Here is a 24,074-nt window from a genome sequence, read left to right on the forward strand (position 1 = left end):
GGAGGTCCTTACTAATTGAACATCTAAAATGTCACTTAATAAGCTGCATCCTAGATGTTTATTTGATATGAATCAATAATCAATTTTTCGCGTTATGCGACACAGGCACTATGAGACTAACTAGCTATACCGATTTTGGATTGAGAGCTCTGCTCTATCTGGCGACCTTGCCACAGGGTGAATTGTCGAGCGTGGCCAAGGTCTCCGCCTTGTATGGCGTCTCCCGCAACCATATGGTCAAGGTGGTGAATCAACTGGTGAAGCTGGGCTATCTACAATCCCAGCGCGGCAAGAATGGCGGGATCCGCATGGCCTGCGCGCCGGAGACAGTTAATATCGGTCAGGTGATCCGGGCGTTGGAGGGCAATCTGGATGGCATCGACTGCAACTCACCCGTCTGCCACATCGTCTCTGTCTGCTTGCTGAAGAATGCACTGAAGGGGGCGATGAATGCCTTTTTGGCGGTGATGGACAGCTACACGCTGCAAGATCTGCTTGCCAATCGCGAGGAGTTGCAGAAGGTGTTCGGTGACGTGATCCCGACCCTGGTGCTGGAGCCGGATGAGGAGAGCGAGTGAGATAAAAAGGCTGCCATCGGCAGCCTTTTTTCAATCTTCGAACCTCGACTCGTTACGGTATAAGTCCGGCATGATCCGCGCCATCTTGACCATGTTGTTCTCCACTTCTAGGATCTCGATGGGATAACCGGCGAGCCGCAGGCTGATGTTGGGCTGGGGGATCTCCTCCAGATATTCCAGGATGACACCGTTCAGGGTTCTGGGCCCGTCGATGGGCAGTCGCCAGCTCATCTCTTTGTTCAGCTCACGAATGCTGGCCGAGCCTTCCACCAGAAACGAGCCATCCGGCTGGGGGTGGATCTCGTCGCTGGGCGCCGGTGTCATGGAGGTGGTGAAGTCGCCGACTATTTCTTCCAGTATGTCATCCAGGGTGATCAACCCCTGAATATCCCCGTACTCATCCACTATGAGGCCGATCCGCTCCTTGTTGCGCTGGAATTTGGCCAGTTGTACGTTGAGCGGCGTGCCTTCCGGGATGAAGTAGATCTCGTCCACTTCCCGCAGCAGGCTCGACTTGTTGAACTGATCCCTGGCCATCAGCCGCAGTGCATCGCGGGCGTGCAGGAAGCCCACCACATCGTCGATGTTGTCGCGGTAGAGCAGGATCTTGGTGTGGGCACAGTGGGCCAGCTGACGCAGTATGGTCTTCCAGTCATCGTTGATGTCGATGGCATAGATATCGCTGCGCGGCACCATGATGTGCTCCACCGTCATCTTGTCCAGATCCAGAATGCTGAGCAGCATCTCCTGATGGCGCTGGGGGATCAGGCTGCCCGCCTCGTTGACTATGGTGCGCAGCTCCTCGGTGTTGAGGGCGTCATCCTTGCTGGGATGGAGCCGAAGCAGCTTGAGCAGGCCACTGGTGATGCCATTGATAAGCCAGACAAAGGGGTAGAGTGGCACCATCAGCCCCTTGAGGACCCAGGAGGCGGGATAGGCGATCTTCTCCGGGTACATGGCCGCCAGTGTCTTGGGGGTCACCTCGCCAAACACCAGCACTATCAGGGTCAGGCCGAAGGTGGCAATGGCTACCCCGAAGGCGCCAAACAGTCTGATGCAGACGATGGTGGCGATGGCCGAGGCGAGGATGTTGACCAGGTTGTTGCCGATCAGGATCAGACCCAGCAGGCGATCCGGGCGGGACAGCAGCTTCTCTACCCGACGGGCAGCCTTGTGCTTGGTTTGAGCCAGATGCCGCAGTTTGTAGCGGTTGAGCGACATCATGCCGGTTTCAGAACTTGAGAAAAAAGCAGATAAGAGGATCAAAATAACGAGAACAATCAATAATGTGCTCGTTGATATGCTGTCCAAGAAGGGCTCCTGTGGGGGGTGGATGAGTAAAGGGGGGTGGGTATCAGCTCAGCAGGACTTCTTTGACGAAGCGGCTGCCGAAATAGGCCAGGGTCAGGATGAAGCTGCCGATCAGGCTCAAGGTGATGACCTTGCGCCCGCGCCAGCCACGGGTGTGATGACCCCACAGCAGCAGCATGTAGACGCACCAGGCCAGGATCGAGAGGATCGCTTTGTGGGATTTGCCTTGGGCGAACATGTCTTCTAGGAAGAAGAGGCCGGAGGCGATGGAGAGGGTCAGCAGGAACAGGCCCGCCGAGATGAGCTGGAACAGCCGCTTTTCGACCGTCATCAAGGGCGGCATGGCTGGCAACTGGCTGATCTTGCGGGATTTGAGCTGCCTGTCCAGACAGGCAAGCTGTAGCGCGAACAGACAGGCGATCATCAGCACCGAATAGGCCATCAGTGCCAGTCCTATGTGCAGCAGCAGCTGGGGATGGGCCTCCAGATGGGTGATATAGCGGCCCGGGATCAGGGCGCTGGCGGCCAGCAGCAGAGCGGAGAAACTGTAGACCACGGGCAGCAGGATCCAGCCGTTGAAGCGGCGGGTGACGCAGGTCATGAAGCAGCCGATGATGAGACTCACGAGAGATGCAACGTTGAGCATGCTCAGGTTCTGGCCGGAATGGGTCACCAGCACTTCGCCGGCCACAGCGGCGCCGTGCGCGATCAGGGCCAGTCCGATACAGGCAAACAGGGGAACTTGCCCCACAGGTTTGGCACTGAGCAGCAGGTGCAGCGAGGCGATGATGGCCAGCAGATAAAACGCCAGGGCCAGAACAGAGATCACGATCATAACCAGGTCGTTGTTGAACAGGCTGTTGGGAATAAGAGAGGCAGTATACCTTGCACAAGATGTGCTCGCCAGTTGTGCAGCCGCCGATCTGCCCATATATAAAGAGAAGGTCCCCATGGCTGCCGTGCGGTGAATAATCGTCCTCGCGTCTGCTCTGGGTTATAATGCCCCCAATTTATTATGCCAAGAACCGGAATCCGTCATGTTTGAGAATTTGACTGAACGACTCTCGCGCACCTTGCGCAATGTCAGTGGGCGCGGTCGCCTGACCGAAGAGAACATCAAGGATACCTTGCGCGAAGTCCGCATGGCGCTGCTCGAGGCGGACGTCGCTCTGCCGGTGGTGCGGGACTTCGTGGCTCGCGTCAAGGAGCGGGCGGTTGGCCAGGAAGTGGCCAAGTCCCTGAGTCCGGGCCAAGCCTTCATCAAGATAGTACACGGTGAACTGGTCTCGGTGATGGGCGAAGCCAACGAGCAGCTCAACCTGGCCGCCCAACCGCCGGCCATCATACTGATGGCGGGTCTGCAGGGTGCCGGTAAGACCACAACCGTAGGTAAACTGGCCAAGCTGCTCAAAGAGCGCAGCAAGAAGAAGGTGCTGGTCGTCAGTGCCGACGTCTATCGCCCCGCGGCGATCAAGCAGCTGGAGACGCTGGCAAGCGACATCGGCGTCGATTTCTTTCCAAGCGACGCTAGCCAGAAGCCGGTCGACATCGCCACTGCCGCCATCGATCAGGCGCGCAAGAAGTTCTATGACGTTGTGATCGTGGATACCGCCGGTCGTCTGCACGTCGACAGCGACATGATGGACGAGATCATCCATCTTCACGCCACCATCAAGCCGATCGAGACCCTGTTCGTGGTGGACGCCATGACGGGGCAGGATGCCGCCAACACCGCCAAGGCGTTCAACGAGGCGCTGCCGCTCACCGGCGTGATCCTCACCAAGGCGGATGGCGACGCTCGCGGTGGTGCAGCCCTCTCCGTGCGCCACATCACCGGTAAGCCGGTCAAGTTCATCGGTATGGGCGAGAAGACAGATGCGCTGGAGCCGTTCCACCCGGATCGTCTCGCCTCCCGCATCCTCGGCATGGGCGACGTGCTGTCGCTGATCGAGGAAGTGGAGCGCAATGTCGACAAGGAAAAAGCCGCCAAGCTGGCCAACAAGGTCAAGAGTGGCAAGGGCTTCGATCTGGAAGACTTCCGCGAACAACTGGCCCAGATGCGCAATATGGGCGGCATGATGGGCATGCTCGACAAGCTGCCCGGTATGTCCGGTCTGCCGGACAACGTCAAGGATCAGATGGATGACAAGCTGACCGTGCGGATGGAGGCCATCATCAGCTCCATGACGCCCAGGGAGCGTGCCCATCCCGACCTCATCAAGGGCTCCCGCAAGCGCCGTATCGCCGCAGGTTCCGGCATGCAGGTGCAGGACGTGAACAAGCTGCTCAAGCAGTTCACCGAGATGCAGCGCATGATGAAGAAGATGTCCGGCAAGGGCGGCATGCGCAAGATGATGGGGCAGATGAAGAACATGTTGCCACCAGGATTCGGTGGCGGTCGCGGCCCCTTCTGATCCCGACCGTTTCAGCCAGGCCAGGGGCTCACCAGAGGTGGGCCCTTTTCATTGTGAGCCTTGTGCAAAAAATGGCTGGCTTGGTTGCAATTATTACGAATCCAAGTAGAATTACGCGGCTTATTTTAAGCTAGGGTCCGCGTGTTTGCGGGCCTTGTTCATTAGATGTTAATGAGGACGATATGGTAACCATTCGTTTACAACGTGGTGGCGCGAAAAAGCGTCCGTTTTACCAGGTAGTAGTTTCTGACAGCCGTTGCGCCCGTGACGGTCGCTTCATCGAGCGCGTTGGTTTCTTCAACCCGGTTGCTTCTGGTTCTGCCGAAAAGCTGAACCTGGACTTGGCTCGTATCGAGCATTGGGTTGCTACTGGTGCCGCTGTTTCTGACCGCGTTGCCAAGCTGATCAAAGACGCTGCCAAAGCTGCTTAATCAGCCCAACGGTAAGGAGTTAAGGTGGAAAAACCTATAGTTCTGGGCACCCTGGGTACCGTTTATGGCATCAAGGGCTGGCTTAAAGTGAACTCCTTCACCGATGTTGCCGAAGCGATTTTCGATTACAACCCCTGGCTGATCAATCAGAACGGGGGGTGGCGTGAACTCAAGGTTTCGGCCTGGAAGCGTCACAACAAGGGTCTGATTTGCAAAATCGATGGTATCGATCTGCGTGAAGATGCCCTGGCATTGACCAATGTCGAGATTGGCGTACCCGCTGATCTGTTGCCTGCGTTGCCTGAAGGTGAGTTCTACTGGCGTGACCTGATTGGTTGCTCGGTATCGACCACCAAGGGATACGACCTGGGCAAGGTGACCGAATTGATGGAAACCGGCTCCAACGATGTGTTGGTGGTTGAAGCCAATGTAAAAGATGCCTTTGGCGCAAAGGAGCGGTTGATTCCGTTCCTGGAAGAGCAGGTGATCAAGCATATTGATCTGACTGCTCGAACAATCGAAGTTGATTGGGATCCTGGTTTCTAGTTTCCCGCGCTAACACGGGTGCCGGAGGTTTCTTATGTGGATTGGGGTCATTAGCCTCTTCCCTGAAATGTTCCGAGCCATTACCGAGCACGGGGTAACGGGTCGGGCCGTCAAGAGTGGCCTGCTGCAGATTGAGTGCTGGAACCCCCGGGAGTTTACCCACGACAAACACCGTACGGTCGATGATCGTCCTTATGGTGGTGGGCCTGGCATGTTAATGATGGTTCAGCCGCTGCGTGACGCGATTCATGCAGCCAAGCAAGCGGCGGGAGACGGGGCGAAAGTCATCTATCTCTCCCCTCAGGGACGCAAGCTGACTCAAGCGGGCGTAACCGAGTTGGCGACGAATCAGAAGCTGATTCTGGTAGCCGGTCGATACGAAGGTATCGATGAACGCGTGATACAAACCGAAGTCGACGAAGAGTGGTCTATCGGGGATTACGTGTTAAGTGGTGGCGAGTTGCCTGCCATGACCCTGATCGATGCGGTTTCGCGTCTGGTCCCGGGGGTTTTGGGTGATCAGGCCAGTGCCGAGCAGGACTCCTTCACGGATGGCTTGCTGGATCATCCCCACTACACTCGGCCGGAGGTGTTGGATGGATTGGCGGTGCCAGAGGCGCTGACAAGCGGCAATCACGAAGTGATTCGACGCTGGCGTCTCAAACAGTCGCTCGGACGAACCTGGCAAAGAAGGCCGGAACTTATTAACAACCTAGCTCTGACTGACGAGCAAGAATCACTTCTTGCCGAGTATGTCCGCGAAGTGCGTGACAGCGTTAAGTAGAGTTTTCAGTTTATCCTAGGTAAGGAAAGACAATGAGCAAGATTATTCAGCAGCTTGAGCAAGAGCAACTGCGTACCGACATCCCGGCATTTGCCCAGGGCGACACTGTACGTGTTCAAGTTCGTGTTAAAGAAGGTGGCAAAGAGCGTCTGCAGGCTTTCGAAGGCATCGTTATTGCCAAGCGTAACCGCGGTCTGCACTCTGCTTTCACCGTTCGCAAGATCTCCAACGGCGAAGGTGTTGAGCGTGTATTCCAGACTCACTCTCCGCTGATCCACAGTGTAGAACTGAAGCGTCGTGGTGATGTTCGCCGCGCCAAACTGTACTACCTGCGCAACCTGTCCGGCAAAGCTGCTCGTATCAAAGAGAAGCTCAACTAATTCGATTCGAATTGGTGTCGATATGTCGGCAAATAGCTCGACAGGTAGTGAAAAGGCTCGCCAATGGCGAGCCTTTTTTGTGTCCGCAATCCGGGGGCTGGCCAGATGGGCCAGTGTTCTGGTCGTCGCCTACTGGCTGACACGCACCACTGAGTTGTCACGTCCGAAGGGGCCCGGCACATAGTCGTCCGCCTCCCAATCGTTGTCGTAGAGTGTCTCTCCGTTCGGTTTCACCAGCTGGTAGCAGTATTCGAAATGGCTGGGACCATCGGTGGGCAGGTTGAGGGTGGTTCTAAACTCTCCGCTCTTCATCCGTTTGAGCTCTATGGGTTGCCACTGGCTAAATTCCCCCAGCAGCAGTACCTGTTCTGCCTCACCGGCAGCCACTTTTTCCACCGCGAAGGTCACCTTGACCTCGGGACGGGACTTGAGGAATTGCTTGTTGATCGGCATGACGCCTCCTTGTCATTGGTGCGAAGAAAGTGGTTCTGCCTATTTTTATATCACTTTATGACAAGGATGTTGATAGAACAGATCAAACGGGCAAGGCAAAGTGGCGTTGCAGCAGGCCGTGGGTGAATCCTGTCTTGAGGTAAAAGCCCCGTGGTAGGGTCAGGATCGGCTGGCCATTACGACCGATGGCGCGGGTCAGCGCCTTGTTGTTAGCGGCCTTTGGGCGCAGTTGCATCACCTGACCGTGGCGAGCGCTGATCTGCTCCACCTCTCCCAGCACTATCATGTCCATCAACTCCTCCCAGTCCTGGCGCAGCAGCCGATCCTCCTCCTCATTCGGGCTCCACATCAGCGGCATGCCGACCCGGCGCTCGCCTATCGGGATATCGCGACTTCCCTCAACCGGGATCCAGAGCACCCGCGAGAGTTTGTTGCGCACGTTTGACTGCTCCCAGCGCTGGCCGCTGACGCCGATCAGCGGCGCCACGCAGACGAAGGTGGTCTCCAGGGGTTTGCCCTGAGGATCGATGGGGATCGTCTTTAGCTCTATGCCAAGTTCCGGGAAGTCCTGCTCTGGCTTGCTGCCGGCGCTGGCACCCAGTTGCCACTCGATCAGCTGGCCGACCCAGCCTTTGTCCCGTCTCAGATCCCGGGGGACGGCGAGGCCGGCATCGGCAGCCAGCTGTGCCAGTGTGAAGCCTGCCATGGCATGGGCTCGGCTCAATAACTCCTGCTCGGACTGGGGCTGGGTGGGCATGAATGACTCCTGCAAAGGGGATTATTCTAGCAAGTCTGCTCCTTGGTGAGGATCGCTGTTTTTATAACCGATCCTGCCGAGGGGTTGCACTGGGGGGGGGATTTTGCACCTTATTACTTATCATAATGATTTTTAACGAATTTGTCTTTATTGTACCGATCTTTTCCACGCAGGATCCCGGCTTGGAATAGTTGTCCAAGGGTTTGCTCATGCTGTTGCACACAGTTATCCACAGAAATCTTGGATAACTGGCTCAAAGTGGTGATAGTGGGGGTGTTGTTACAAAAAAATGTGAAACGGCAGCGATTTTTGCTGCGATGGCAGGGCAGATAGTGTGCCACTCCTGTGGATAAATTAGCCGTGGTGGATCTTTGAGCAGACGAACTTGTTCACAATCAGGATCCCGGATCTTTGGCCGGGAAAGACATGGATCTTGATCCAGCACTATGAATATAACACATTGTATTTAAATGAATGTTTAGTTTTATAAACCATACCGCATGCTGGTTCCTTGAGTAGAGCAGATAAACAAAACTACTGTATATACCCGCTTGCTCACAGGCTTATACACAGTCTGGGTGGGCAACTTGCGGGGTTTGATCCTTGGATTTGTTTATAAGTCGGCTTGAAATTGAAAGTTATTCATGAGTGGGGGATTGCAGTCCTTGTTTGCTGCCACGGGGTGAATGTGGAACAATCTCCTTATAGATTCAGCCTTTATAAGGTGATCACGTGATAGATGGCGACGGGTTTCGTCCCAATGTCGGAATCGTGATCTGTAACCGTGACGGGCAAGTATTGTGGGCTAAGCGCTATGGGCAGCACTCCTGGCAGTTTCCGCAGGGGGGAGTTGATGACGGTGAGACGCCTGAGCAGGCCATGTATCGTGAGCTGTATGAGGAGATAGGCCTCAAGCCCGAGGATGTGACCATCATGGCCACCAGTCGCAACTGGCTGAAGTACCGCTTACCCAAACGCCTTGTTCGTTGGGACAGTTCACCGGTCTGTATTGGCCAAAAACAAAAATGGTTCTTGTTACAACTGGATCCTGACAGGGAGTCCAGAATCCAGTTCGGTTGTCATGGTCACCCCGAGTTTGATGATTGGCGTTGGGTCAGCTTCTGGTATCCGGTACGCCAGGTTGTCTCTTTCAAGCGAGAAGTCTATCGACGGGTGATGAAAGAGTTTGCTCCGCTGGCGATGCCAGTGCCCGTGGTGCAAGTTAATCGGAAAGATGGGCGGCGCAACCGCTCTCGCTAAGGAGCACACCTAGTTGCTGACGGAACTCAGACGCATCGTCGAAAGCATGGCCGAAGCCAACACCTTGGAGCTGGCCCTGCAGGCATTGGTCAGTCAGACCCGGCTGGCCATGATGGTGGACTGCTGTTCCGTCTATGTTTCTGAACCGGACATGCGCCGCTACCGGCTGGCCGCGACCGATGGTCTGGCCGAGTCGGCGGTGGGCAAGGCGATCCTGCCATTTGAGCAGGGCATCGTCGGTCTGGTGGGTCAGCGCGAAGAGCTGATCAACCTGGCTGATGCCCCCTCCCATCCCAGTTTCAAATTTCTGCCCGATGTCGCCGAAGAAGAGTTTCGATCCTTCCTTGGCGCCCCCATCATGCATCAGCGCCAAGTGGTGGGCATTTTGGTGGTGCAGCAGAAGGAGTGTCGCCTTTTTGATGAGGGGGAGGAGTCCTTCATGGTCACGCTGGCGGCTCAGCTGGCGGCCCGCATCGCCCAGGCGCAAGCCAAGGGGTGGTTGCAGAAGACCGACTGGAGCAAGCCGCTGCGCGGTATCGCCGGGGCCAGCGGTATTGCCATGGCCAAAGCCTGGGTGTGGCGGCCCCGCAAGGAGCTCAGCTCCATCACCCCACGCAAGGATGAGGAGCACGCCAAGCAGCTGGAGCGGCTGAACGTAGCGGTGGAAGAGGTACGCCACGATCTGGAGAGTCTGGCACTGCGGTTTCGCGAGAGCTACGGCGAGGATTCGGTTGCCATCTTCGACATTTATCTGCATCTGCTCAACGATCCCGGTTACATCAAGCCCATCCGCAACAAGGTGAGCAAGGAGCACTGGACGGCCGTGTCGGCGGTCAAGCTCATCAGCGACCGACTGATCGACCAGTTCAAGGGGATGAAGGATCCCTACCTGCAGGAGCGCTCCACCGATGTGAAGGACATAGCCCAGCGGCTTATCAGCCGGCTGGTGCAGAATGAACCGGAACATATCACGGTCGGCGAGCCCGTGGTGCTGGTGGCCGACGAGGTGACGGCCACCATACTTGCCGAGGTGCCGAGGGAATTCCTGACCGGGGTGGTCTCCCTCAAGGGCGGCACTAATTCCCATGCCGCCATTTTAGCCCGTGCCATGGGGGTCGCGGCTATCATGGGGGTGGATCTGCCGCTCGGCGACATCGGCGGTCGCATGCTGGTGGTCGACGGCTACAGCGGCGATCTCTTCATCGAGCCCAATCAGGTGATCCTGACCGAGTATCGGCAACTGCTCAACGAGGAGCGGGCGCTCGATACCCTGGTGCGCAGCGTCGACAGTCAGCCATCGGAAACCGCCGATGGCACCCCTGTCTCCTTGCTGCTCAACGCTGGCCTGAGTGCCGACACCGAGATCTCCCTCAATCATCTGGCAGACGGGGTTGGGCTCTATCGTACCGAGATCCCCTTCATGCTGCAGGACAGCTTCCCCTCCGAGTGGGAGCAGACGGCGCGCTATCGCGGCATTCTGGAAACCTATCGCAATCGTCCTGTGTGCATGCGCACGCTGGACGTGGGGGGAGACAAGCAGCTGCCCTATTTCCCCATCGTCGAGGAAAATCCCTTCCTTGGCTGGCGGGGGATCCGGCTCACTCTGGATCACCCCGAACTGTTTCTGGTCCAGCTCAAGGCCATGCTACGAGCGAGCGAGGGGCTGGACAACCTGGCCATCATGCTGCCGATGATCAGCAGCGTCAGCGAAATCAGGGCTTCCCGTCGGTTGCTGGACCAGGCTTGGCGAGAAGTGTCGGAAGAGGCGGCCAGCCGCGATGCGGTGATCCGCTACCCCAGCCTGGGAGTGATGATAGAGGTGCCGTCCGCCCTCTATATACTGCCCGAGATGGCGCCGCTCATCGACTTCTGGTCGGTGGGCAGCAATGACCTGACGCAATACCTGCTGGCGGTGGACCGCAACAATGCCCGCGTCGCCAACATCTACGACGCTTTCCATCCTGCGGTGATCCGCGCCCTGCAACAGCTGGTTGATGCCTCCCATCGCTACCAGAAGCCGGTGTCGGTTTGTGGCGAACTGGCCGGCGATCCGGTCGGTGTGCTTTTGCTGCTGGCCATGGGCTATCGCCGCTTCAGTATGAACACCCACAATATCGCCAGGATCAAGTACGTGCTGCGTCAATCGACTCTGAGCGAGCTGACCGCGCTGATGGCCGACGGCCTCAAGCACGACAATCCTCACGTGCTGCGCGGCCTGTTCGCCCGCTACCTGGAAGAGCACGGTCTGGGTGGCTTGCTGCGGGCCGGTCACAAAACGAAACAGACTGATTGATAATCATGCCTTGTCCCTGCTGACGAATGATCGGAAAATGCGGCTTTTCTTATGACTGGGGCCGCATATGCAGCACGATGGATATTGGGTTTTCTCGCAGGTTGATCCTGTCGCATTCAGTTTGGGGCCACTATCGGTACGCTGGTACGGTCTCATGTACCTGTTTGGTTTCGCTTTTGCTATGTGGCTGGCGGGGCGTCGCGCAGACGCACAGAACAGCGGCTGGACCCGCAACGAGGTCTCTGACCTGCTGTTCTATGGCTTCCTCGGGGTGATCCTGGGTGGTCGGGTCGGTTACGTGCTGTTCTACAACGTCGACATGTTCTTGGCTGACCCCCTCTACCTGTTCAAGATCTGGACCGGCGGCATGTCGTTCCACGGTGGTCTGATCGGGGTTATCACCGCGATGATCTGGTTTGCCCACAAAACCAAGCGCCACTTCTTCACCGTGGCCGACTTTGTGGCTCCGCTCATTCCGTTTGGTCTCGGTGTTGGCCGGATCGGCAACTTCCTCAACGGTGAGTTGTGGGGTCGGGTCACCGATGTGCCCTGGGCCATCATCTTCCCGGAGGCAGGCCCTGAGCCGCGCCATCCCTCCCAGCTCTACCAGTTCGCACTGGAAGGGGTGGTGCTGTTCATCATCCTCAACCTGTTTTGGCGCAAGAACCCGCCCCGTGGTGCCATCTCAGGCATGTTCTTGCTGTTCTACGGCCTGTTCCGCTTCCTGGTGGAGTTTGTGCGTCAGCCGGACAGCCAGCTGGGTCTCTATTTCCAGGAGATCAGCATGGGCCAGATCCTCTCCACCCCGATGATTATCGCCGGTGCCCTGATGATTTGGGCCGCCTACAAGCGCCCGCAGTTATTTGGTAATAGGGTGAAGGAGGCAAAGCAATGAGAGCCTGCCTCGTTCTTATGCAGAATAACCTGCCCCAAAATGCCTGCGGTAGCGTGAAGATGTTTGGTAATGCCGTGAAGGAGGCGAAGTAATGAGAGCTTATCTCGACCTGATGCAGAAGATCCTCGATGAGGGCACCGCCAAGTCAGACCGTACCGGCACCGGTACCGTCTCCCTGTTCGGCCATCAGATGCGCTTCAATCTGGCGGACGGCTTTCCACTGGTCACCACCAAGAAATGCCACCTGCGTTCCATCATTCACGAGTTGCTCTGGTTCCTCAACGGCGACACCAACACTGCCTATCTGAAAGAGCACGGCGTCAGTATCTGGGATGAGTGGGCCGACGAGAATGGCGATCTGGGGCCTGTCTATGGCGCCCAGTGGCGCTCCTGGCCGGCGGCCGATGGCACCGTCATCGATCAGATCCAGCGGGCAGTGGATGACATCAAGCACAATCCGGATTCGCGCCGTATCATCGTCTCCGCCTGGAACGTGGGCGAGCTGGATAAAATGGCGTTGGCACCCTGCCACGCCTTCTTCCAGTTCTATGTGGCAGACGGCAAGCTCTCCTGCCAGCTCTACCAGCGCAGCTGTGATGTGTTCCTCGGTCTGCCGTTCAACATCGCCAGCTACGCCCTGCTGACCCATATGATGGCCCAGCAGTGCAACCTGGAGGTGGGTGACTTCGTCTGGACTGGTGGTGATGTGCACCTCTACTCCAACCACATGGAGCAGACCGCGCTGCAGCTTTCCCGCGAGCCACGGTCCTTGCCGCAGCTGGCGATCAAGCGCAAACCGGATTCCCTCTTCGACTACCGGTTTGAGGATTTCGAGATCCTGGGGTACGACCCCCATCCCGGCATCAAGGCGCCCGTCGCTATCTAATGTCAAAGGCGCCTTGAAGCGCCTTTTTTATGCATAAAAATAACTGAAAATTCATTTTATTGATTGCGTCATCAAGGGCGCCGGCGCACAGTGAAGCCTGCTTATAGCAGGTATCTTCTGTTTCTTCCTTCGGTTTTCTCGTGGTATTCAGCAGTAAGAAACGATTTTCCATTAATTGTTATGGGATATAGACTTAAACTAAAGTAATTCTGTGGATAATTTAACCATGAACGACGTAATAAAGAAGTTTCTGAAGCTGGAGGCCGCCTCCGGAATAATTCTGATCATGGCAGCCATAGTGGCGATGGTATTGGCCAACACGGTTCTGGCCGGTGGCTATCAGGCATTCCTCGATACGCCGGTGCAGGTGCGCATCGCCGCTCTCGACATCAACAAGCCGCTGCTGCTCTGGATCAACGACGGTTTCATGGCAATCTTCTTCCTGCTGGTCGGGCTTGAGGTCAAGCGCGAGATGCTGGAAGGCGCGCTCTCCTCCCGGGTGCAGGCGACCTTCCCGGCCATAGCCGCGGTCGGCGGCATGTTGGCTCCCGCGCTCATCTACACCTTCTTCAACTACTCGGATGAAGTGGCGCGTGCTGGTTGGGCTATCCCCGCCGCGACCGATATCGCCTTCGCCCTCGGGGTGATGGCGCTACTGGGCAAGCGGGTGCCGGTCAGCCTCAAGGTGTTCCTGCTGGCGCTGGCCATCATGGATGACCTCGGGGTCATCATCATCATTGCGATCTTCTATACCCAGCAGCTGTCGCTGACGGCGCTGGTGGTCAGTATCCTGGCGATCCTGACCCTGCTGTGGATGAATCGGCGTGGCGAGGACAGGATCGGCCTCTACATGCTGGTGGGTCTGGTGCTCTGGGTCGCGGTACTCAAGTCCGGTGTCCACGCGACCCTGGCTGGCGTCATCGTAGGCTTCATGATACCGCTCAACGGCAAGCGTTATGCCTCGCCGCTCAAGCATTTGGAGCACTCGCTGCATCCCTGGAGTGCTTACCTGATACTGCCGCTGTTCGCCTTTGCCAATGCGGGCGTTCCACTGGGCGGAATAAGCCTGTCGGCCCTGCTGAGCCCTGTGCCCCTTGGCATCATGCTGGGGCTGTTCGTGGGCAAGCCGCTTGGGGTATTCACCATCAGTTGGCTGGCGGTCAAGCTGGGTATCGCCCAGTTACCGGCCGGGGTCAACTTCAAGCAGATTTTTGCGGTCAGCATACTGTGTGGCATTGGCTTTACCATGTCGATGTTCATTGCATCGCTGGCGTTCGAGTACGGCGGATTGGATTACGGCAGCTATTCACGCCTCGGGATCCTGGTAGGATCTACGCTGGCGGCAGTGGTCGGTTATTTTGCCCTGCGGATGTCGCTTCCCAACCGTGCGGCGGATCAAAACACGGAGGGGTTATGAGAAGACTGGTATGGTTGGTTATGCTGGCGAGCCCGGGGCTCTGGGCGGCCAGTCTGGAAGATTGTCAGCAGGATCCGGCATCAAGCAGCTGCTCTGCTTACCTCAATGGCGTGGTCGACAGCGCCGTCATGCTGGGGGACAAACAGGCCAAGGCCCAATTCGGTGAGACCTTCGCCGAGCGGGCCCTGAGTAGCCGGGCCGGTGAACGGGTCAAGCAGTCCAACAAGCGCTACTGCGGCGAACGGATGCCTGACAAGGCGCGCCTCAAGGCCAGCCTGCAGACGCAGTTCACCGCAAACAAGGTTGACTCGATCAGCGACATGTATGACATTCTGGCGGCTGAACTCAGCTGCTACCGGAGTCCGCGTACCGCGGGAACCCCATCGGATGTCACACCTTAATTACAACCACCTTTACTATTTTTGGATGACTCAGAAAAAGGGCTCCGTCACTCAAGCGGCAGAAGCCCTCTTTTTGACCCCGCAGACAGTCACCGGCCAGATCAAACTGCTGGAGCAGCGCCTCGGTGGCAAGTTGCTCAAGCGCAAGGGGCGCTCTCTCGAAGCGACCGAGCTGGGCCAGCTGGTATTCCGCTACGCCGACAAGATGTTCAGCCTCTCCTACGAGATGCTGGATATCGTCAACTACCGCAAGGAGAGCCAGATCCTGTTTGACGTCGGCATCGCCGATGCGCTCTCCAAGCGCCTTGCCAGCCGGGTACTGCTCTCCGTCATTCCCAACGATGGCTCCATCCACCTGCGCTGCTTCGAATCGACCCACGAGCTGCTGCTGGAACAGCTGAGCGAGCACAAGCTCGACATGATCCTCTCCGACTGCCCGGTAGACTCAGGCCAGCATGCGGGCCTGTTATCCAAGCGGCTCGGCGGTTGTGGCGTCAGCTTCTTTTGCAAGGTGCCGTTGCCCGAGAAACCCTTTCCCGCCTGTCTGGAGGAGCGAAAGCTGCTGATCCCGGGGCGCCGTACCGCCATGGGACGCCAGCTGACCCAGTGGTTCGAGCAGCAAGGAATCTCCCCCAGCATCCTTGGGGAGTTCGACGATGCGGCCCTGATGAAGGCCTTCGGTTTCTTCAACCAGGGCATCTTCATGGCCCCCACCATCTATCGGGAGGAGATCCTGGAAGGGGAGGGGGTGAGGCTGCTCGGGGAGACTCAGGATCTGATGGAGGAGTATTACGTCATCTTTGCCGAGCGAATGATCCAGCATCCGGCGGTAAAACGGGTGTGCGAGAGCGATTTCTCTTTCCTGTTTGCCGGGGAAGAGGACTTCACCACGATTCAACCGGCAACCCTGTCATTTTAAATCGACGGGTCACAGAGTATGATTCTTGCCTCGGACGAGAGGGGATGAGATGCAACTGGAAGATATGGAGGCGAATGCGAGCCGCGCTGTGGCACTGCTCAAGGCACTGGCCAACGAACGACGATTGTTTATTTTGTGTCAGCTGCAGGATCGGGAACTGTCGGTGGGGGAACTCAACGAGGTGCTCGGGTTGAGTCAGTCAGCCCTGTCACAGCATTTGGCCGTGCTTCGGCGGGATGGGTTGGTGGAGACACGAAAAGAGGCCCAGACGGTCTACTATTCGCTGCGCAGCCATGAGGTACGCGAAATGATTGCCCTGCTGCACAAACTTTACTGCAGCGCAGATAAATAAAAACCGGCACTGAGGCCGGTTTTTTTAGCTTTATGCAGCCGAAGCTGATTAAGCCATAGCTTTGATCTGGGCAGACAGGCGGCTCTTGTGACGAGCAGCTTTGTTCTTGTGGATCAGGCCTTTGGTAGCCATGCGATCCATGATCGGCTGAGCGGTAGCAAAAGCAGCAACAGCAGCAGCTTTGTCGCCAGAAGCGATGGCAGCAATTACTTTCTTCAGATAGGTACGGGTCATTGAACGACGGCTGGCGTTGTGTTGACGACGTTTCTCTGACTGAATCGCGCGCTTCTTAGCAGATTTGATATTAGCCAAGGTAAAACTCCTAAAACTGTCTTAGCGAGTGTATTGAAAAGGCCCGGAAATATGCCTTCTCAACCACATATTGTCAAATGATTTGTGCAAATAAACACCGCCCCCCGGTGGTGTGTCTGTTGGGAGGCGGTTAAACTGTCGGCCGATTCTACCAGCATTCTTTCCATTCTGACAGTTCCAGAGGCTTCGTCTTGAGTAAGAAATTGATCAAATCCGGCATGATAGTGTCCGTAATGACGCTGGCGTCCCGTGTGATGGGCTTGGTTCGCGATGTGGTCATCGCCAATCTGCTCGGCGCCGGGGCGGCTGCAGACGTCTTCTTCTTTGCCAACCGCATTCCCAATTTTCTGCGCCGGCTGTTCGCCGAAGGGGCCTTCAACCAGGCTTTTGTTCCCGTGATGACGGAGTACAAGAAGAAGGGTGATGAGCGCGAGGTGCGCGAATTGCTGGCTGCCGTGGCGGGTACGCTCGGTGGCATAGTCACCATAGTCACCCTGCTCGGGGTGCTGGGCTCGGGCGTGCTGACGGCCCTGTTCGGCTGGGGCTGGTTTTGGGACTGGTTACATGGCGGGCCAGCAGCCGAAAAGTTCGAGTTGGCCAGCCTGATGCTCAAAATCACCTTCCCCTATCTCTGGTTCATCACCTTCACCGCCATGGCGGGGGCCATACTCAACACCTTTGGCCGCTTTGCCGTCGCGTCCTTCACGCCGGTGTTTCTTAACCTCACCATGATAGCGGCGGCCTGGTGGATCGCACCCTTGATGGAGCGGCCAGAGATAGCTCTTGCCATCGGTGTCTTTCTGGGCGGTCTGGTGCAGTTCCTGTTCCAGTATCCCTTCCTGCGCCAGATCAACATGCTGGTGTGGCCCAAGTGGGGTTGGCATCATCCCGGGGTGATCAAGATCCGCACCCTGATGATCCCGGCGCTGTTTGGCGTCTCGGTCAGCCAGATCAACTTGCTGATCAACACCATGCTCGCCTCCTTCCTCGCCACAGGCGCCATCAGCTATCTCTATTACTCGGATCGCCTGCTGGAGTTCCCCCTTGGCCTGTTTGCGGTGGCCATCAGTACCGTGATCCTGCCTGCGCTGGCCAAGAAGCATGTGGATGAAGACCCGGCCGACTTCTCCCGCACCATGGACTGGGGGGTGCGCATGGTGATGCTGCTCGGCCTACCGGCCATGGTGGGCATAGCCGTGTTGCGCGAGCCCATACTGCGAGTGCTCTTCATGCGCGGCGAGTTCGGCATGCATGAGGTGAGCATGTCCAGTGCCAGCCTGCTGGCCTCCACGACGGGCCTGCTCTCCCTGATGCTGATCAAGGTACTGGCGCCGGGTTATTACGCCCGCCAGGATACCCGGACCCCGGTGCGGATCGGGGTGATGTCCATGGTTGCCAACATGGTATGTAACCTCATTTTCATCTTTCCGCTCGGCTATGTTGGGTTGGCGCTGTCGACCGCTTGCTCAGGCACCTTGAATGCGGCCTTGCTGTTCAAGGGCTTGTATCAGCAATCGGTCTACCGTCCGTCCCGCAATACCGGGATCTTCTGCCTCAAGCTGCTGGTGGCCACCGTGCTGATGGGGGGGCTGCTTGGCTATCTGTCACCGGATCTCGCTCAATGGAGCGCCTGGGGCATGGGCAAGGCTAGCGTGCAGCTGACCATGTTGCTCTGTCTGGGGGGGGCCGTGTATGGCGTTATCCTGCTGGCGCTTGGCATTCGGCCAAGACACCTGAGATCGGGTCAGTAGCAGGGTTGACCCTGTTTCCATGAGCGGGTGAACCTTGTACGGGATAGTCCTGATGGCGCTCGGCATTGGGAATTTGGCCAGGATGCCTGAAATCGGGCCATGAGGGCTGACCCTGCCTGCCGGCTGATATATAATCCGCCGATTTCCATGGCAGCAACGCACAAGGCACTGATGGAGCTTATTCGCGGCATTCACAATCTCAAGCCCCGTCACCGGGGATGTGTATTAACCATTGGCAACTTTGATGGGGTTCATCAGGGTCACCATGCGGTATTGGCACGTCTCAAGGAGAAAGCGGCCCAGCTGGGATTGCCCGCCTGCGTCATGCTGTTCGAACCGCAGCCGCTGGAGTTGTTCGCAGGCAGCGAGGCCCCTGCCCGGCTGAGCCGGTTGCGGGAGAAGTACGAAGCGCTGCAGGGGCTGCATATCGATCGGATGCTCTGTGTGCGTTTCAGCCACCGTTTTGCCGAGCAAGTCGCCTCGACCTTCATCGAGCAGTTGCTGGTGGAGAAGCTCGGGGTGCGCTATCTGGTGGTCGGTGACGATTTTCGCTTCGGCAAGGAGCGGGAAGGGGACTTCCACCTGCTGGAGGAGGCGGGGCAGCGCTTCGGCTTCGAGGTGATCAGCACCCAGAGCTTCCAGCTCGAACGGCAGCGGGTCAGCAGCACCCTGGTGCGTGAGGCCCTCAAGGCGGGCCGCATGGCCGAGGTGGAGTTGATGCTTGGCCGTCCCTATACCATCAGCGGCCGGGTGGCCCACGGCGACAAGTTGGGGCGCACCATAGGTTTTCCTACCGCCAATCTGGCCCTCAAGCGTCAGGTGATCCCGGTCGGTGGCGTGTTTGCGGTGGAAGTGATATGTTCCGGCAAGACCTTCCTCGGTGTCGCCAATGTGGGTGTGCGGCCGACCTTGAGCGGTACACAAGCCAGATTGGAAGTACATGTATTTGATTTTTCTGGTGATCTATATGGTCAGCAGGTCAAGGTGCTGCTTCGCCACAAGCTGCGCGAAGAGCAGAAGTTTGCCTCTTTCACTGCCTTGAAAGAGCAGATCGAACGAGATGCCCTGGCGGCCCGAGCCTGGTTCGGGCTGCCACAATTCAATTTACCCAGCACTCTTTTAGAAAAGAAGGGAACCCAGGACTGATGAGCGACTATAAACACACCCTGAATCTGCCGGAAACCGAGTTTCCGATGCGTGGCGATCTGGCCAAGCGCGAACCCAACATGCTGAAACGTTGGTACGATCAGGATCTCTACGGCGCTATTCGCCGCGCCAAAGCGGGTAAGCCTTCTTTCATTCTGCATGATGGCCCCCCCTATGCGAACGGCAACATTCACATCGGTCACTCGGTCAACAAGATCCTCAAAGACATCATCATCAAGTCCAAGGGCCTTTCTGGTTTCGATTCCCCCTATGTGCCGGGTTGGGATTGCCACGGTCTGCCCATCGAGCTGAAAGTGGAAGGCATGGTCGGCAAGCCGGGTGAGAAAGTCTCTGCTGCCGAGTTCCGCGCCGAGTGTCGCAAGTACGCCAAGACCCAGATCGACGCGCAGAAAGTCGACTTCATCCGTCTGGGTGTGCTGGGCGACTGGGAACACCCCTATCTGACCATGGATTTTGGCACCGAAGCCAACATCATCCGCTCCATGGCCAAAATTGTTGAAAACGGTCACCTGCACAAAGGCTCCAAGCCAGTGCACTGGTGTACCGATTGCGGCTCCGCCTTGGCTGAAGCCGAAGTGGAGTACTACGACAAGAACTCCCCCTCCATCGACGTGCGCTTCAAAGCCGTCGACGAAGCTGCCGTTGTCGCCAAGTTTGACTGCGCCGAAGGCCACCCCGGTAAAGGCCCGATCTCTGCGGTGATCTGGACCACGACCCCGTGGACCCTGCCTGCAAACCGTGCCATCGCCATGCATGCCGACCTCGATTATGCGCTGGTGCAGGTTGAAGGCGAGCATCCCGAGCGTCTGATCCTGGCCGCCGAGCTGGTCAAGGATGTGATGGATCGTGCCGGTATCGAGAAGTTCCACAATCTGGGCTACGCCAAGGGCGCTGCGCTCGATCTGCTGCGCTTCAATCACCCCTTCTACAGCTTCGATGTGCCGGTCGTGCTGGGTGACCACGTCACGCTGGATGCCGGTACCGGCGCTGTACACACCGCCCCTGGCCACGGTCAGGAAGACTTCGTGGTCGGTCAGAAGTACGGTCTGGAAGTGGCCAACCCGGTTGGCAGCAATGGCGTTTACCTGCCGGATACCGAACTGTTCGCCGGCCAGCACGTGTTCAAGGCCAACGCCTCTGTGGTCGAGGTGCTGACCGAGCGCGGCGCCCTGCTGCATCACAAGGTGTTCAACCACTCCTACCCGCACTGCTGGCGTCACAAGACCCCGATCATTTTCCGTGCCACCCCGCAGTGGTTCATCAGCATGGAACAGAAGGGTCTGCGCAAACGCGCGCTGGAAGAGATCGAGCGCATCGAGCAAGACGGTATCAAACAGCACGGCCAGAGCGGCTGGGTACCTGCCTGGGGTAAAAACCGTATCCAGGCGATGGTCGAGAACCGTCCTGACTGGTGTATCTCCCGTCAGCGTACCTGGGGCGTGCCCATCTCCCTGTTTGTCCACAAAGAGACTCAGGCATTGCACCCGGACTCCGTGCGCCTGATGTTTGAGGTGGCCAAGCGGGTCGAGCAGTCCGGTATCCAGGCATGGTGGGATCTGGACAAGGCCGAGCTGCTGGGTAGCGACGCGGACATGTACGACAAGGTGCCCGACACCCTGGACGTCTGGTTCGACTCGGGCTCAACCCACTCCTCCGTGGTAGATGCTCGTCCCGAGTTCAACGGGCACTCCGCCGACCTCTATCTGGAAGGCTCTGATCAGCATCGCGGCTGGTTCATGTCCTCCCTGATGATCGGCGTGGCCATGAAAGACAAGGCTCCCTACAACCAGGTGCTGACTCACGGCTTCACCGTGGATGGTCAGGGCCGCAAGATGTCCAAGTCCATCGGCAACGTGGTCAGCCCGCAGGACGTAATGAACAAGCTGGGTGCCGACATCCTGCGTCTGTGGGTAGCGAGCACTGACTACACCGGCGAGATGACCGTCTCCGACGAGATCCTCAAGCGTTCTGCCGATGCTTATCGCCGGATCCGCAACACTGCCCGCTTCCTGCTGGCCAACCTGAACGGCTTCAATCCGGCGACCGACATGGTGGCACCTGCCGACATGGTGGTGGTGGACCGCTGGGCAGTGGGTCGTGCCAAGGCGGTACAGGCCGAGATCATGGCGGCATTCGACGAGTACAACTTCCACGGTGTGACCCAGAAGCTGATGCAGTTCTGCTCCATCGAGATGGGCTCCTTCTATCTGGATGTCATCAAGGACCGTCAGTACACCGCCAAGGCTGATAGCCTGGCCCGTCGCTCCTGCCAGACCGCCCTCTATCACATCGCCCAGGCCATGGTGCGTTGGATGGCACCCATCATGAGCTTCACCGCTGATGAAATCTGGGTGCTGCTGCCGGGTGAGCGCGGTGAGTTCGTCTTCACCGAAGAGTGGTATGACGGCCTGTTCGGGCTGGATGCCGGCGAGCAGATGGGTGATGCCTTCTGGGCCGAGATCCTCGCCGTTCGAGGTGAAGTGAACAAGGCGCTGGAAGCGGCCCGTGGCGAGAAGCGCATCGGTGGTTCCCTGCAGGCCGAACTGACCCTGTTCGCCAAACCGGCTCTGGCCGAGTGCCTGAATGCCCTGGCAGACGAGCTGCGCTTTGTGCTGCTCACCTCCAAGGCCAAGGTCGTTACTGCTGACAGCGCACCGGAGGGTTCCGTTGCGACCGAGCGCGATGACCTCTGGCTCTGCGTGGCCCAGTCTGCCGCCGCCAAGTGCGACCGCTGCTGGCACCATGTGGAAGACGTGGGTACCATTGCCGGTCACGAAGAGATCTGTGGCCGCTGTGTGACCAACGTTGAGGGTGACGGCGAAACTCGTCAATTTGCCTGATGAACATGACTCACAACACGATGCATAACAAAACCGGCCTGCGTTGGCTGTGGCTGGCGGTGCTGGCCTTTGTACTGGACCAGGCGAGCAAGCTCGCCGTGGTCAAGTTGCTGCCATTTGGTTACCCGGGGGTGGAGATCACTCCCTTCTTCAATCTGGTCCACGTTTACAACAAGGGCGCCGCATTCAGCTTCCTGGCTGATCAGGGGGGCTGGCAGCGCTGGTTCTTCGCCGTGCTGGCGTTTGCCATCTGTGGTTTGCTGATCCACTGGTTGCGCAAGCAATCCGTCACCCAGCGCTGGAGCGGCATCGCCTATTCGCTCATCATCGGTGGCGCCCTTGGCAACGTGTTTGATCGACTGGTGTTGGGCCATGTGGTCGATTTCCTCGACTTCTACTGGCAGCGTTCCCATTGGCCGGCATTCAACCTGGCCGACAGCTTCATCTTTATCGGGGCCGCCATGATAGTGCTGGAAGGCTTCCGTTCCGAGAAGAAGAAGGAGGAGATGGCATGAGTCAGCCTATCGCCACCGGGATTACGGCCAACAGCAGCGTGCTGTTCCACTTCACCATCAAGCTGGAAGATGGCTCGGTTGCCGACAGCACGGCGCTGCACGGCAAACCGGCCCGTTTACGGATGGGCGATGGCAGCCTGACGCCCACCTTCGAACAGTGCCTGCTGGGCTTGTACGAGGGCGAGAGCAGGAGCTTCACGCTGGCGCCGGAGCAGGCGTTTGGCCTCTCCAATCCCGACAACATCTACCATCTCGACCGTGCCAAATTTGGCGCCGATGTGGAGCCCAAGGTCGGCACCATCATACTGTTCGACCAGCCCAACGGTAGCGAGTTGCCAGGGATCATCCGGGCGGTGGAAGGCATGTCGGTGACGGTCGATTTCAATCATCCCCTGGCCGGTCATACCGTCACCTTCGAGGTGGAGATCCTAGGTGTTGATGATGAGGAGAAGGTGCACTAATGGATATTCTGCTCGCTAATCCTCGTGGTTTCTGCGCTGGCGTTGATCGTGCCATCAGCATTGTCGAGAGCGCGCTGGAGAAGTTCGGCGCCCCCATCTATGTCCGCCACGAAGTGGTGCACAACCGCTATGTGGTGAACAAGCTCAAAGAGGCGGGGGCCGTGTTCGTCGAGGAGCTGGACGAGGTGCCGGATGACAGCATCGTCATCTTCTCCGCCCACGGCGTGGCCAAGACGGTCCGCGAGATGGCCAAGGCCCGCGCCCTCAAGGTATTCGATGCCACCTGTCCGCTGGTGACCAAGGTGCACATGGAGGTTCATCGCGCTAGCCGCAAGGGCTCCGAGGCCGTGCTCATAGGTCATGCTGGCCACCCCGAGGTGATCGGCACCATGGGGCAGTACGAGAATCGCGAGGGTGGCATGTATCTGGTGGAGACACCGGCCGATGTGGCCAAACTCAAGGTGAAGAATCCGGATGACCTCTGCTTCGTCACCCAGACCACCCTGAGTGTGGATGAGACCTCGGATGTGATCGACGCGCTGCGCAAGCAGTTCCCAAAGATCCAGGGGCCGCGCAAGGACGACATCTGCTACGCCACCCAGAACCGTCAGGATGCGGTGCGGGAGATGGCGGGGCTGGTGGATGCCATGCTGGTGGTGGGGTCTCGTAACTCTTCCAACTCTAACCGGTTGCGCGAGCTTGCCGAGAAGGTAGGCAGCAAAGCCTATCTTATCGACGATGCTTCCATGATCGAAACCGGCTGGCTGGAGGGCGTCAAGGCGATCGGCGTCACTGCGGGAGCCTCCGCGCCGGACGTGCTGGTGCAGAACGTCATCGCCCGCCTGCGCGAGCTGGGTGGCAATATGGTCGTCGAGCACCCGGGTCGTGAAGAGAACGTGGTGTTTGAAGTGCCGCCGGAGCTTAGAATTATTTGAGTGCAGCCAGAAAGGC

At 57.9% G+C, this 24,074-nt stretch carries 25 protein-coding genes; 20 read left to right on the forward strand and 5 right to left on the reverse strand.

What is annotated here, in order from left to right:
• Positions 1–110: 110 nt before the first annotated feature.
• Positions 111–578, forward strand: coding sequence for an Rrf2 family transcriptional regulator (locus GWQ22_RS04060; protein WP_042038804.1), 468 nt, complete (start codon positions 111–113; stop codon positions 576–578).
• Between the two features lie 30 nt (positions 579–608).
• Here the strand turns inward: GWQ22_RS04060 and GWQ22_RS04065 are convergent, their stop codons facing one another.
• The gene (locus GWQ22_RS04065; protein WP_108536166.1) at positions 609–1,889 is read right to left on the reverse strand and encodes a CNNM domain-containing protein; all 1,281 of its coding nucleotides are present in this window, start codon (positions 1,887–1,889) and stop codon (positions 609–611) included.
• Positions 1,890–1,932: 43 nt separating this feature from the next.
• A complete protein-coding gene (gene ccsA / locus GWQ22_RS04070; protein WP_042038807.1) occupies positions 1,933–2,724 on the reverse strand; it encodes a cytochrome c biogenesis protein CcsA in 792 nt (263 codons plus the stop codon).
• Positions 2,725–2,926: 202 nt separating this feature from the next.
• Here ccsA and ffh point away from each other — a divergent pair, with 202 nt between their 5' ends.
• From ffh to rplS, 5 genes are all read left to right on the forward strand, one after another.
• The gene (ffh, locus tag GWQ22_RS04075) at positions 2,927–4,303 is read left to right on the forward strand and encodes a signal recognition particle protein (protein ID WP_042038808.1); all 1,377 of its coding nucleotides are present in this window, start codon (positions 2,927–2,929) and stop codon (positions 4,301–4,303) included.
• A gap of 182 nt (positions 4,304–4,485) precedes the next feature.
• A complete protein-coding gene (rpsP, locus tag GWQ22_RS04080) occupies positions 4,486–4,734 on the forward strand; it encodes a 30S ribosomal protein S16 (RefSeq protein WP_021141082.1) in 249 nt (82 codons plus the stop codon).
• A 24-nt stretch (positions 4,735–4,758) separates the two neighbouring features.
• On the forward strand, positions 4,759–5,280 hold the full coding sequence (rimM, locus tag GWQ22_RS04085; protein WP_042038809.1) for a ribosome maturation factor RimM: 522 nt from the start codon (positions 4,759–4,761) through the stop codon (positions 5,278–5,280).
• Between the two features lie 34 nt (positions 5,281–5,314).
• The gene (gene trmD, locus GWQ22_RS04090) at positions 5,315–6,064 is read left to right on the forward strand and encodes a tRNA (guanosine(37)-N1)-methyltransferase TrmD (RefSeq protein ID WP_005340400.1); all 750 of its coding nucleotides are present in this window, start codon (positions 5,315–5,317) and stop codon (positions 6,062–6,064) included.
• 32 nt (positions 6,065–6,096) lie between these two features.
• Entirely contained in the window at positions 6,097–6,444 is a 348-nt protein-coding gene (gene rplS, locus GWQ22_RS04095; protein WP_005313505.1) for a 50S ribosomal protein L19, read from the forward strand.
• Between the two features lie 129 nt (positions 6,445–6,573).
• Here rplS and GWQ22_RS04100 read toward each other — a convergent pair whose 3' ends face one another.
• Both GWQ22_RS04100 and mutH read right to left on the reverse strand, forming a co-directional pair.
• Positions 6,574–6,897, reverse strand: a complete 324-nt coding sequence (locus tag GWQ22_RS04100) for an isoamylase early set domain-containing protein (RefSeq protein WP_042038811.1) — start codon at positions 6,895–6,897, stop codon at positions 6,574–6,576.
• Positions 6,898–6,979: 82 nt separating this feature from the next.
• The gene (gene mutH, locus GWQ22_RS04105) at positions 6,980–7,654 is read right to left on the reverse strand and encodes a DNA mismatch repair endonuclease MutH (protein WP_042038813.1); all 675 of its coding nucleotides are present in this window, start codon (positions 7,652–7,654) and stop codon (positions 6,980–6,982) included.
• 732 nt (positions 7,655–8,386) lie between these two features.
• Here mutH and rppH point away from each other — a divergent pair.
• From rppH to GWQ22_RS04145, 8 genes are all read left to right on the forward strand, one after another.
• A complete protein-coding gene (gene rppH / locus GWQ22_RS04110) occupies positions 8,387–8,914 on the forward strand; it encodes an RNA pyrophosphohydrolase (RefSeq protein WP_108536555.1) in 528 nt (175 codons plus the stop codon).
• Positions 8,915–8,927: 13 nt separating this feature from the next.
• Positions 8,928–11,207 (forward strand): phosphoenolpyruvate--protein phosphotransferase, encoded by a 2,280-nt coding sequence (gene ptsP / locus GWQ22_RS04115; RefSeq protein ID WP_275929530.1) that lies wholly within the window; start codon positions 8,928–8,930, stop codon positions 11,205–11,207.
• A gap of 67 nt (positions 11,208–11,274) precedes the next feature.
• On the forward strand, positions 11,275–12,102 hold the full coding sequence (lgt, locus tag GWQ22_RS04120) for a prolipoprotein diacylglyceryl transferase (RefSeq protein WP_275929531.1): 828 nt from the start codon (positions 11,275–11,277) through the stop codon (positions 12,100–12,102).
• 91 nt (positions 12,103–12,193) lie between these two features.
• Positions 12,194–12,988 carry a thymidylate synthase gene (thyA, locus tag GWQ22_RS04125; protein WP_042038818.1) on the forward strand — a complete coding sequence of 265 codons (795 nt, stop codon included), beginning with the start codon at positions 12,194–12,196 and terminating at the stop codon, positions 12,986–12,988.
• A gap of 226 nt (positions 12,989–13,214) precedes the next feature.
• Positions 13,215–14,405 carry a Na+/H+ antiporter NhaA gene (nhaA, locus tag GWQ22_RS04130; protein WP_275929532.1) on the forward strand — a complete coding sequence of 397 codons (1,191 nt, stop codon included), beginning with the start codon at positions 13,215–13,217 and terminating at the stop codon, positions 14,403–14,405.
• A 20-nt stretch (positions 14,406–14,425) separates the two neighbouring features.
• On the forward strand, positions 14,426–14,806 hold the full coding sequence (locus GWQ22_RS04135) for a hypothetical protein (protein WP_275929547.1): 381 nt from the start codon (positions 14,426–14,428) through the stop codon (positions 14,804–14,806).
• Entirely contained in the window at positions 14,793–15,725 is a 933-nt protein-coding gene (nhaR, locus tag GWQ22_RS04140; protein WP_042038824.1) for a transcriptional activator NhaR, read from the forward strand. The genes GWQ22_RS04135 and nhaR overlap by 14 nt, the downstream gene beginning before the upstream one ends.
• 49 nt (positions 15,726–15,774) lie before the next feature.
• The gene (locus GWQ22_RS04145) at positions 15,775–16,077 is read left to right on the forward strand and encodes a metalloregulator ArsR/SmtB family transcription factor (protein WP_275929533.1); all 303 of its coding nucleotides are present in this window, start codon (positions 15,775–15,777) and stop codon (positions 16,075–16,077) included.
• Between the two features lie 48 nt (positions 16,078–16,125).
• On the opposite strand, the gene rpsT is transcribed toward GWQ22_RS04145, so the two are convergent.
• Positions 16,126–16,389: a 30S ribosomal protein S20 gene (gene rpsT, locus GWQ22_RS04150; RefSeq protein ID WP_005892298.1), complete on the reverse strand. Its 264-nt coding sequence runs from the start codon at positions 16,387–16,389 to the stop codon at positions 16,126–16,128.
• 191 nt (positions 16,390–16,580) lie between these two features.
• Here rpsT and murJ point away from each other — a divergent pair, with 191 nt between their 5' ends.
• The 6 genes from murJ to ispH all read left to right on the forward strand — a co-directional run bounded on the left by murJ (position 16,581) and on the right by ispH (position 24,058).
• Positions 16,581–18,140, forward strand: coding sequence for a murein biosynthesis integral membrane protein MurJ (gene murJ, locus GWQ22_RS04155; RefSeq protein ID WP_275929534.1), 1,560 nt, complete (start codon positions 16,581–16,583; stop codon positions 18,138–18,140).
• A 171-nt stretch (positions 18,141–18,311) separates the two neighbouring features.
• On the forward strand, positions 18,312–19,286 hold the full coding sequence (ribF, locus tag GWQ22_RS04160) for a bifunctional riboflavin kinase/FAD synthetase (protein ID WP_275929548.1): 975 nt from the start codon (positions 18,312–18,314) through the stop codon (positions 19,284–19,286).
• On the forward strand, positions 19,286–22,147 hold the full coding sequence (ileS, locus tag GWQ22_RS04165; protein ID WP_275929535.1) for an isoleucine--tRNA ligase: 2,862 nt from the start codon (positions 19,286–19,288) through the stop codon (positions 22,145–22,147). Before ribF ends, ileS begins: the two co-directional genes overlap by 1 nt.
• Complete coding sequence (gene lspA / locus GWQ22_RS04170; RefSeq protein WP_042038832.1) at positions 22,147–22,662, forward strand: signal peptidase II; 516 nt, start codon at positions 22,147–22,149, stop codon at positions 22,660–22,662. The genes ileS and lspA overlap by 1 nt, the downstream gene beginning before the upstream one ends.
• Positions 22,663–22,670: 8 nt before the next feature.
• On the forward strand, positions 22,671–23,123 hold the full coding sequence (gene fkpB, locus GWQ22_RS04175; RefSeq protein ID WP_181364586.1) for an FKBP-type peptidyl-prolyl cis-trans isomerase: 453 nt from the start codon (positions 22,671–22,673) through the stop codon (positions 23,121–23,123).
• Positions 23,123–24,058, forward strand: coding sequence for a 4-hydroxy-3-methylbut-2-enyl diphosphate reductase (gene ispH, locus GWQ22_RS04180; RefSeq protein ID WP_275929536.1), 936 nt, complete (start codon positions 23,123–23,125; stop codon positions 24,056–24,058). Before fkpB ends, ispH begins: the two co-directional genes overlap by 1 nt.
• Positions 24,059–24,074: the final 16 nt, after the last annotated feature.

This window comes from Aeromonas sp. 1HA1 (assembly GCF_029237385.1).
Taxonomy (GTDB): domain Bacteria; phylum Pseudomonadota; class Gammaproteobacteria; order Enterobacterales; family Aeromonadaceae; genus Aeromonas; species Aeromonas popoffii.

Bases quoted from the DNA above. Each gene is read 5' to 3' on its own strand.
- GWQ22_RS04060 (WP_042038804.1), top strand. From the start codon at position 111: ATGAGACTAACTAGCTATACCGATTTTGGATTGAGAGCTCTGCTCTAT.
- ccsA (WP_042038807.1), bottom strand. From the start codon at position 2,724: ATGATCGTGATCTCTGTTCTGGCCCTGGCGTTTTATCTGCTGGCCATC.
- ffh (WP_042038808.1), top strand. From the start codon at position 2,927: ATGTTTGAGAATTTGACTGAACGACTCTCGCGCACCTTGCGCAATGTC.
- rpsP (WP_021141082.1), top strand. From the start codon at position 4,486: ATGGTAACCATTCGTTTACAACGTGGTGGCGCGAAAAAGCGTCCGTTT.
- trmD (WP_005340400.1), top strand. From the start codon at position 5,315: ATGTGGATTGGGGTCATTAGCCTCTTCCCTGAAATGTTCCGAGCCATT.
- rplS (WP_005313505.1), top strand. From the start codon at position 6,097: ATGAGCAAGATTATTCAGCAGCTTGAGCAAGAGCAACTGCGTACCGAC.
- GWQ22_RS04100 (WP_042038811.1), bottom strand. From the start codon at position 6,897: ATGCCGATCAACAAGCAATTCCTCAAGTCCCGTCCCGAGGTCAAGGTG.
- mutH (WP_042038813.1), bottom strand. From the start codon at position 7,654: ATGCCCACCCAGCCCCAGTCCGAGCAGGAGTTATTGAGCCGAGCCCAT.
- lgt (WP_275929531.1), top strand. From the start codon at position 11,275: ATGCAGCACGATGGATATTGGGTTTTCTCGCAGGTTGATCCTGTCGCA.
- thyA (WP_042038818.1), top strand. From the start codon at position 12,194: ATGAGAGCTTATCTCGACCTGATGCAGAAGATCCTCGATGAGGGCACC.
- nhaA (WP_275929532.1), top strand. From the start codon at position 13,215: ATGAACGACGTAATAAAGAAGTTTCTGAAGCTGGAGGCCGCCTCCGGA.
- GWQ22_RS04135 (WP_275929547.1), top strand. From the start codon at position 14,426: ATGCTGGCGAGCCCGGGGCTCTGGGCGGCCAGTCTGGAAGATTGTCAG.
- nhaR (WP_042038824.1), top strand. From the start codon at position 14,793: ATGTCACACCTTAATTACAACCACCTTTACTATTTTTGGATGACTCAG.
- GWQ22_RS04145 (WP_275929533.1), top strand. From the start codon at position 15,775: ATGCAACTGGAAGATATGGAGGCGAATGCGAGCCGCGCTGTGGCACTG.
- ribF (WP_275929548.1), top strand. From the start codon at position 18,312: ATGGAGCTTATTCGCGGCATTCACAATCTCAAGCCCCGTCACCGGGGA.
- ileS (WP_275929535.1), top strand. From the start codon at position 19,286: ATGAGCGACTATAAACACACCCTGAATCTGCCGGAAACCGAGTTTCCG.
- lspA (WP_042038832.1), top strand. From the start codon at position 22,147: ATGAACATGACTCACAACACGATGCATAACAAAACCGGCCTGCGTTGG.
- ispH (WP_275929536.1), top strand. From the start codon at position 23,123: ATGGATATTCTGCTCGCTAATCCTCGTGGTTTCTGCGCTGGCGTTGAT.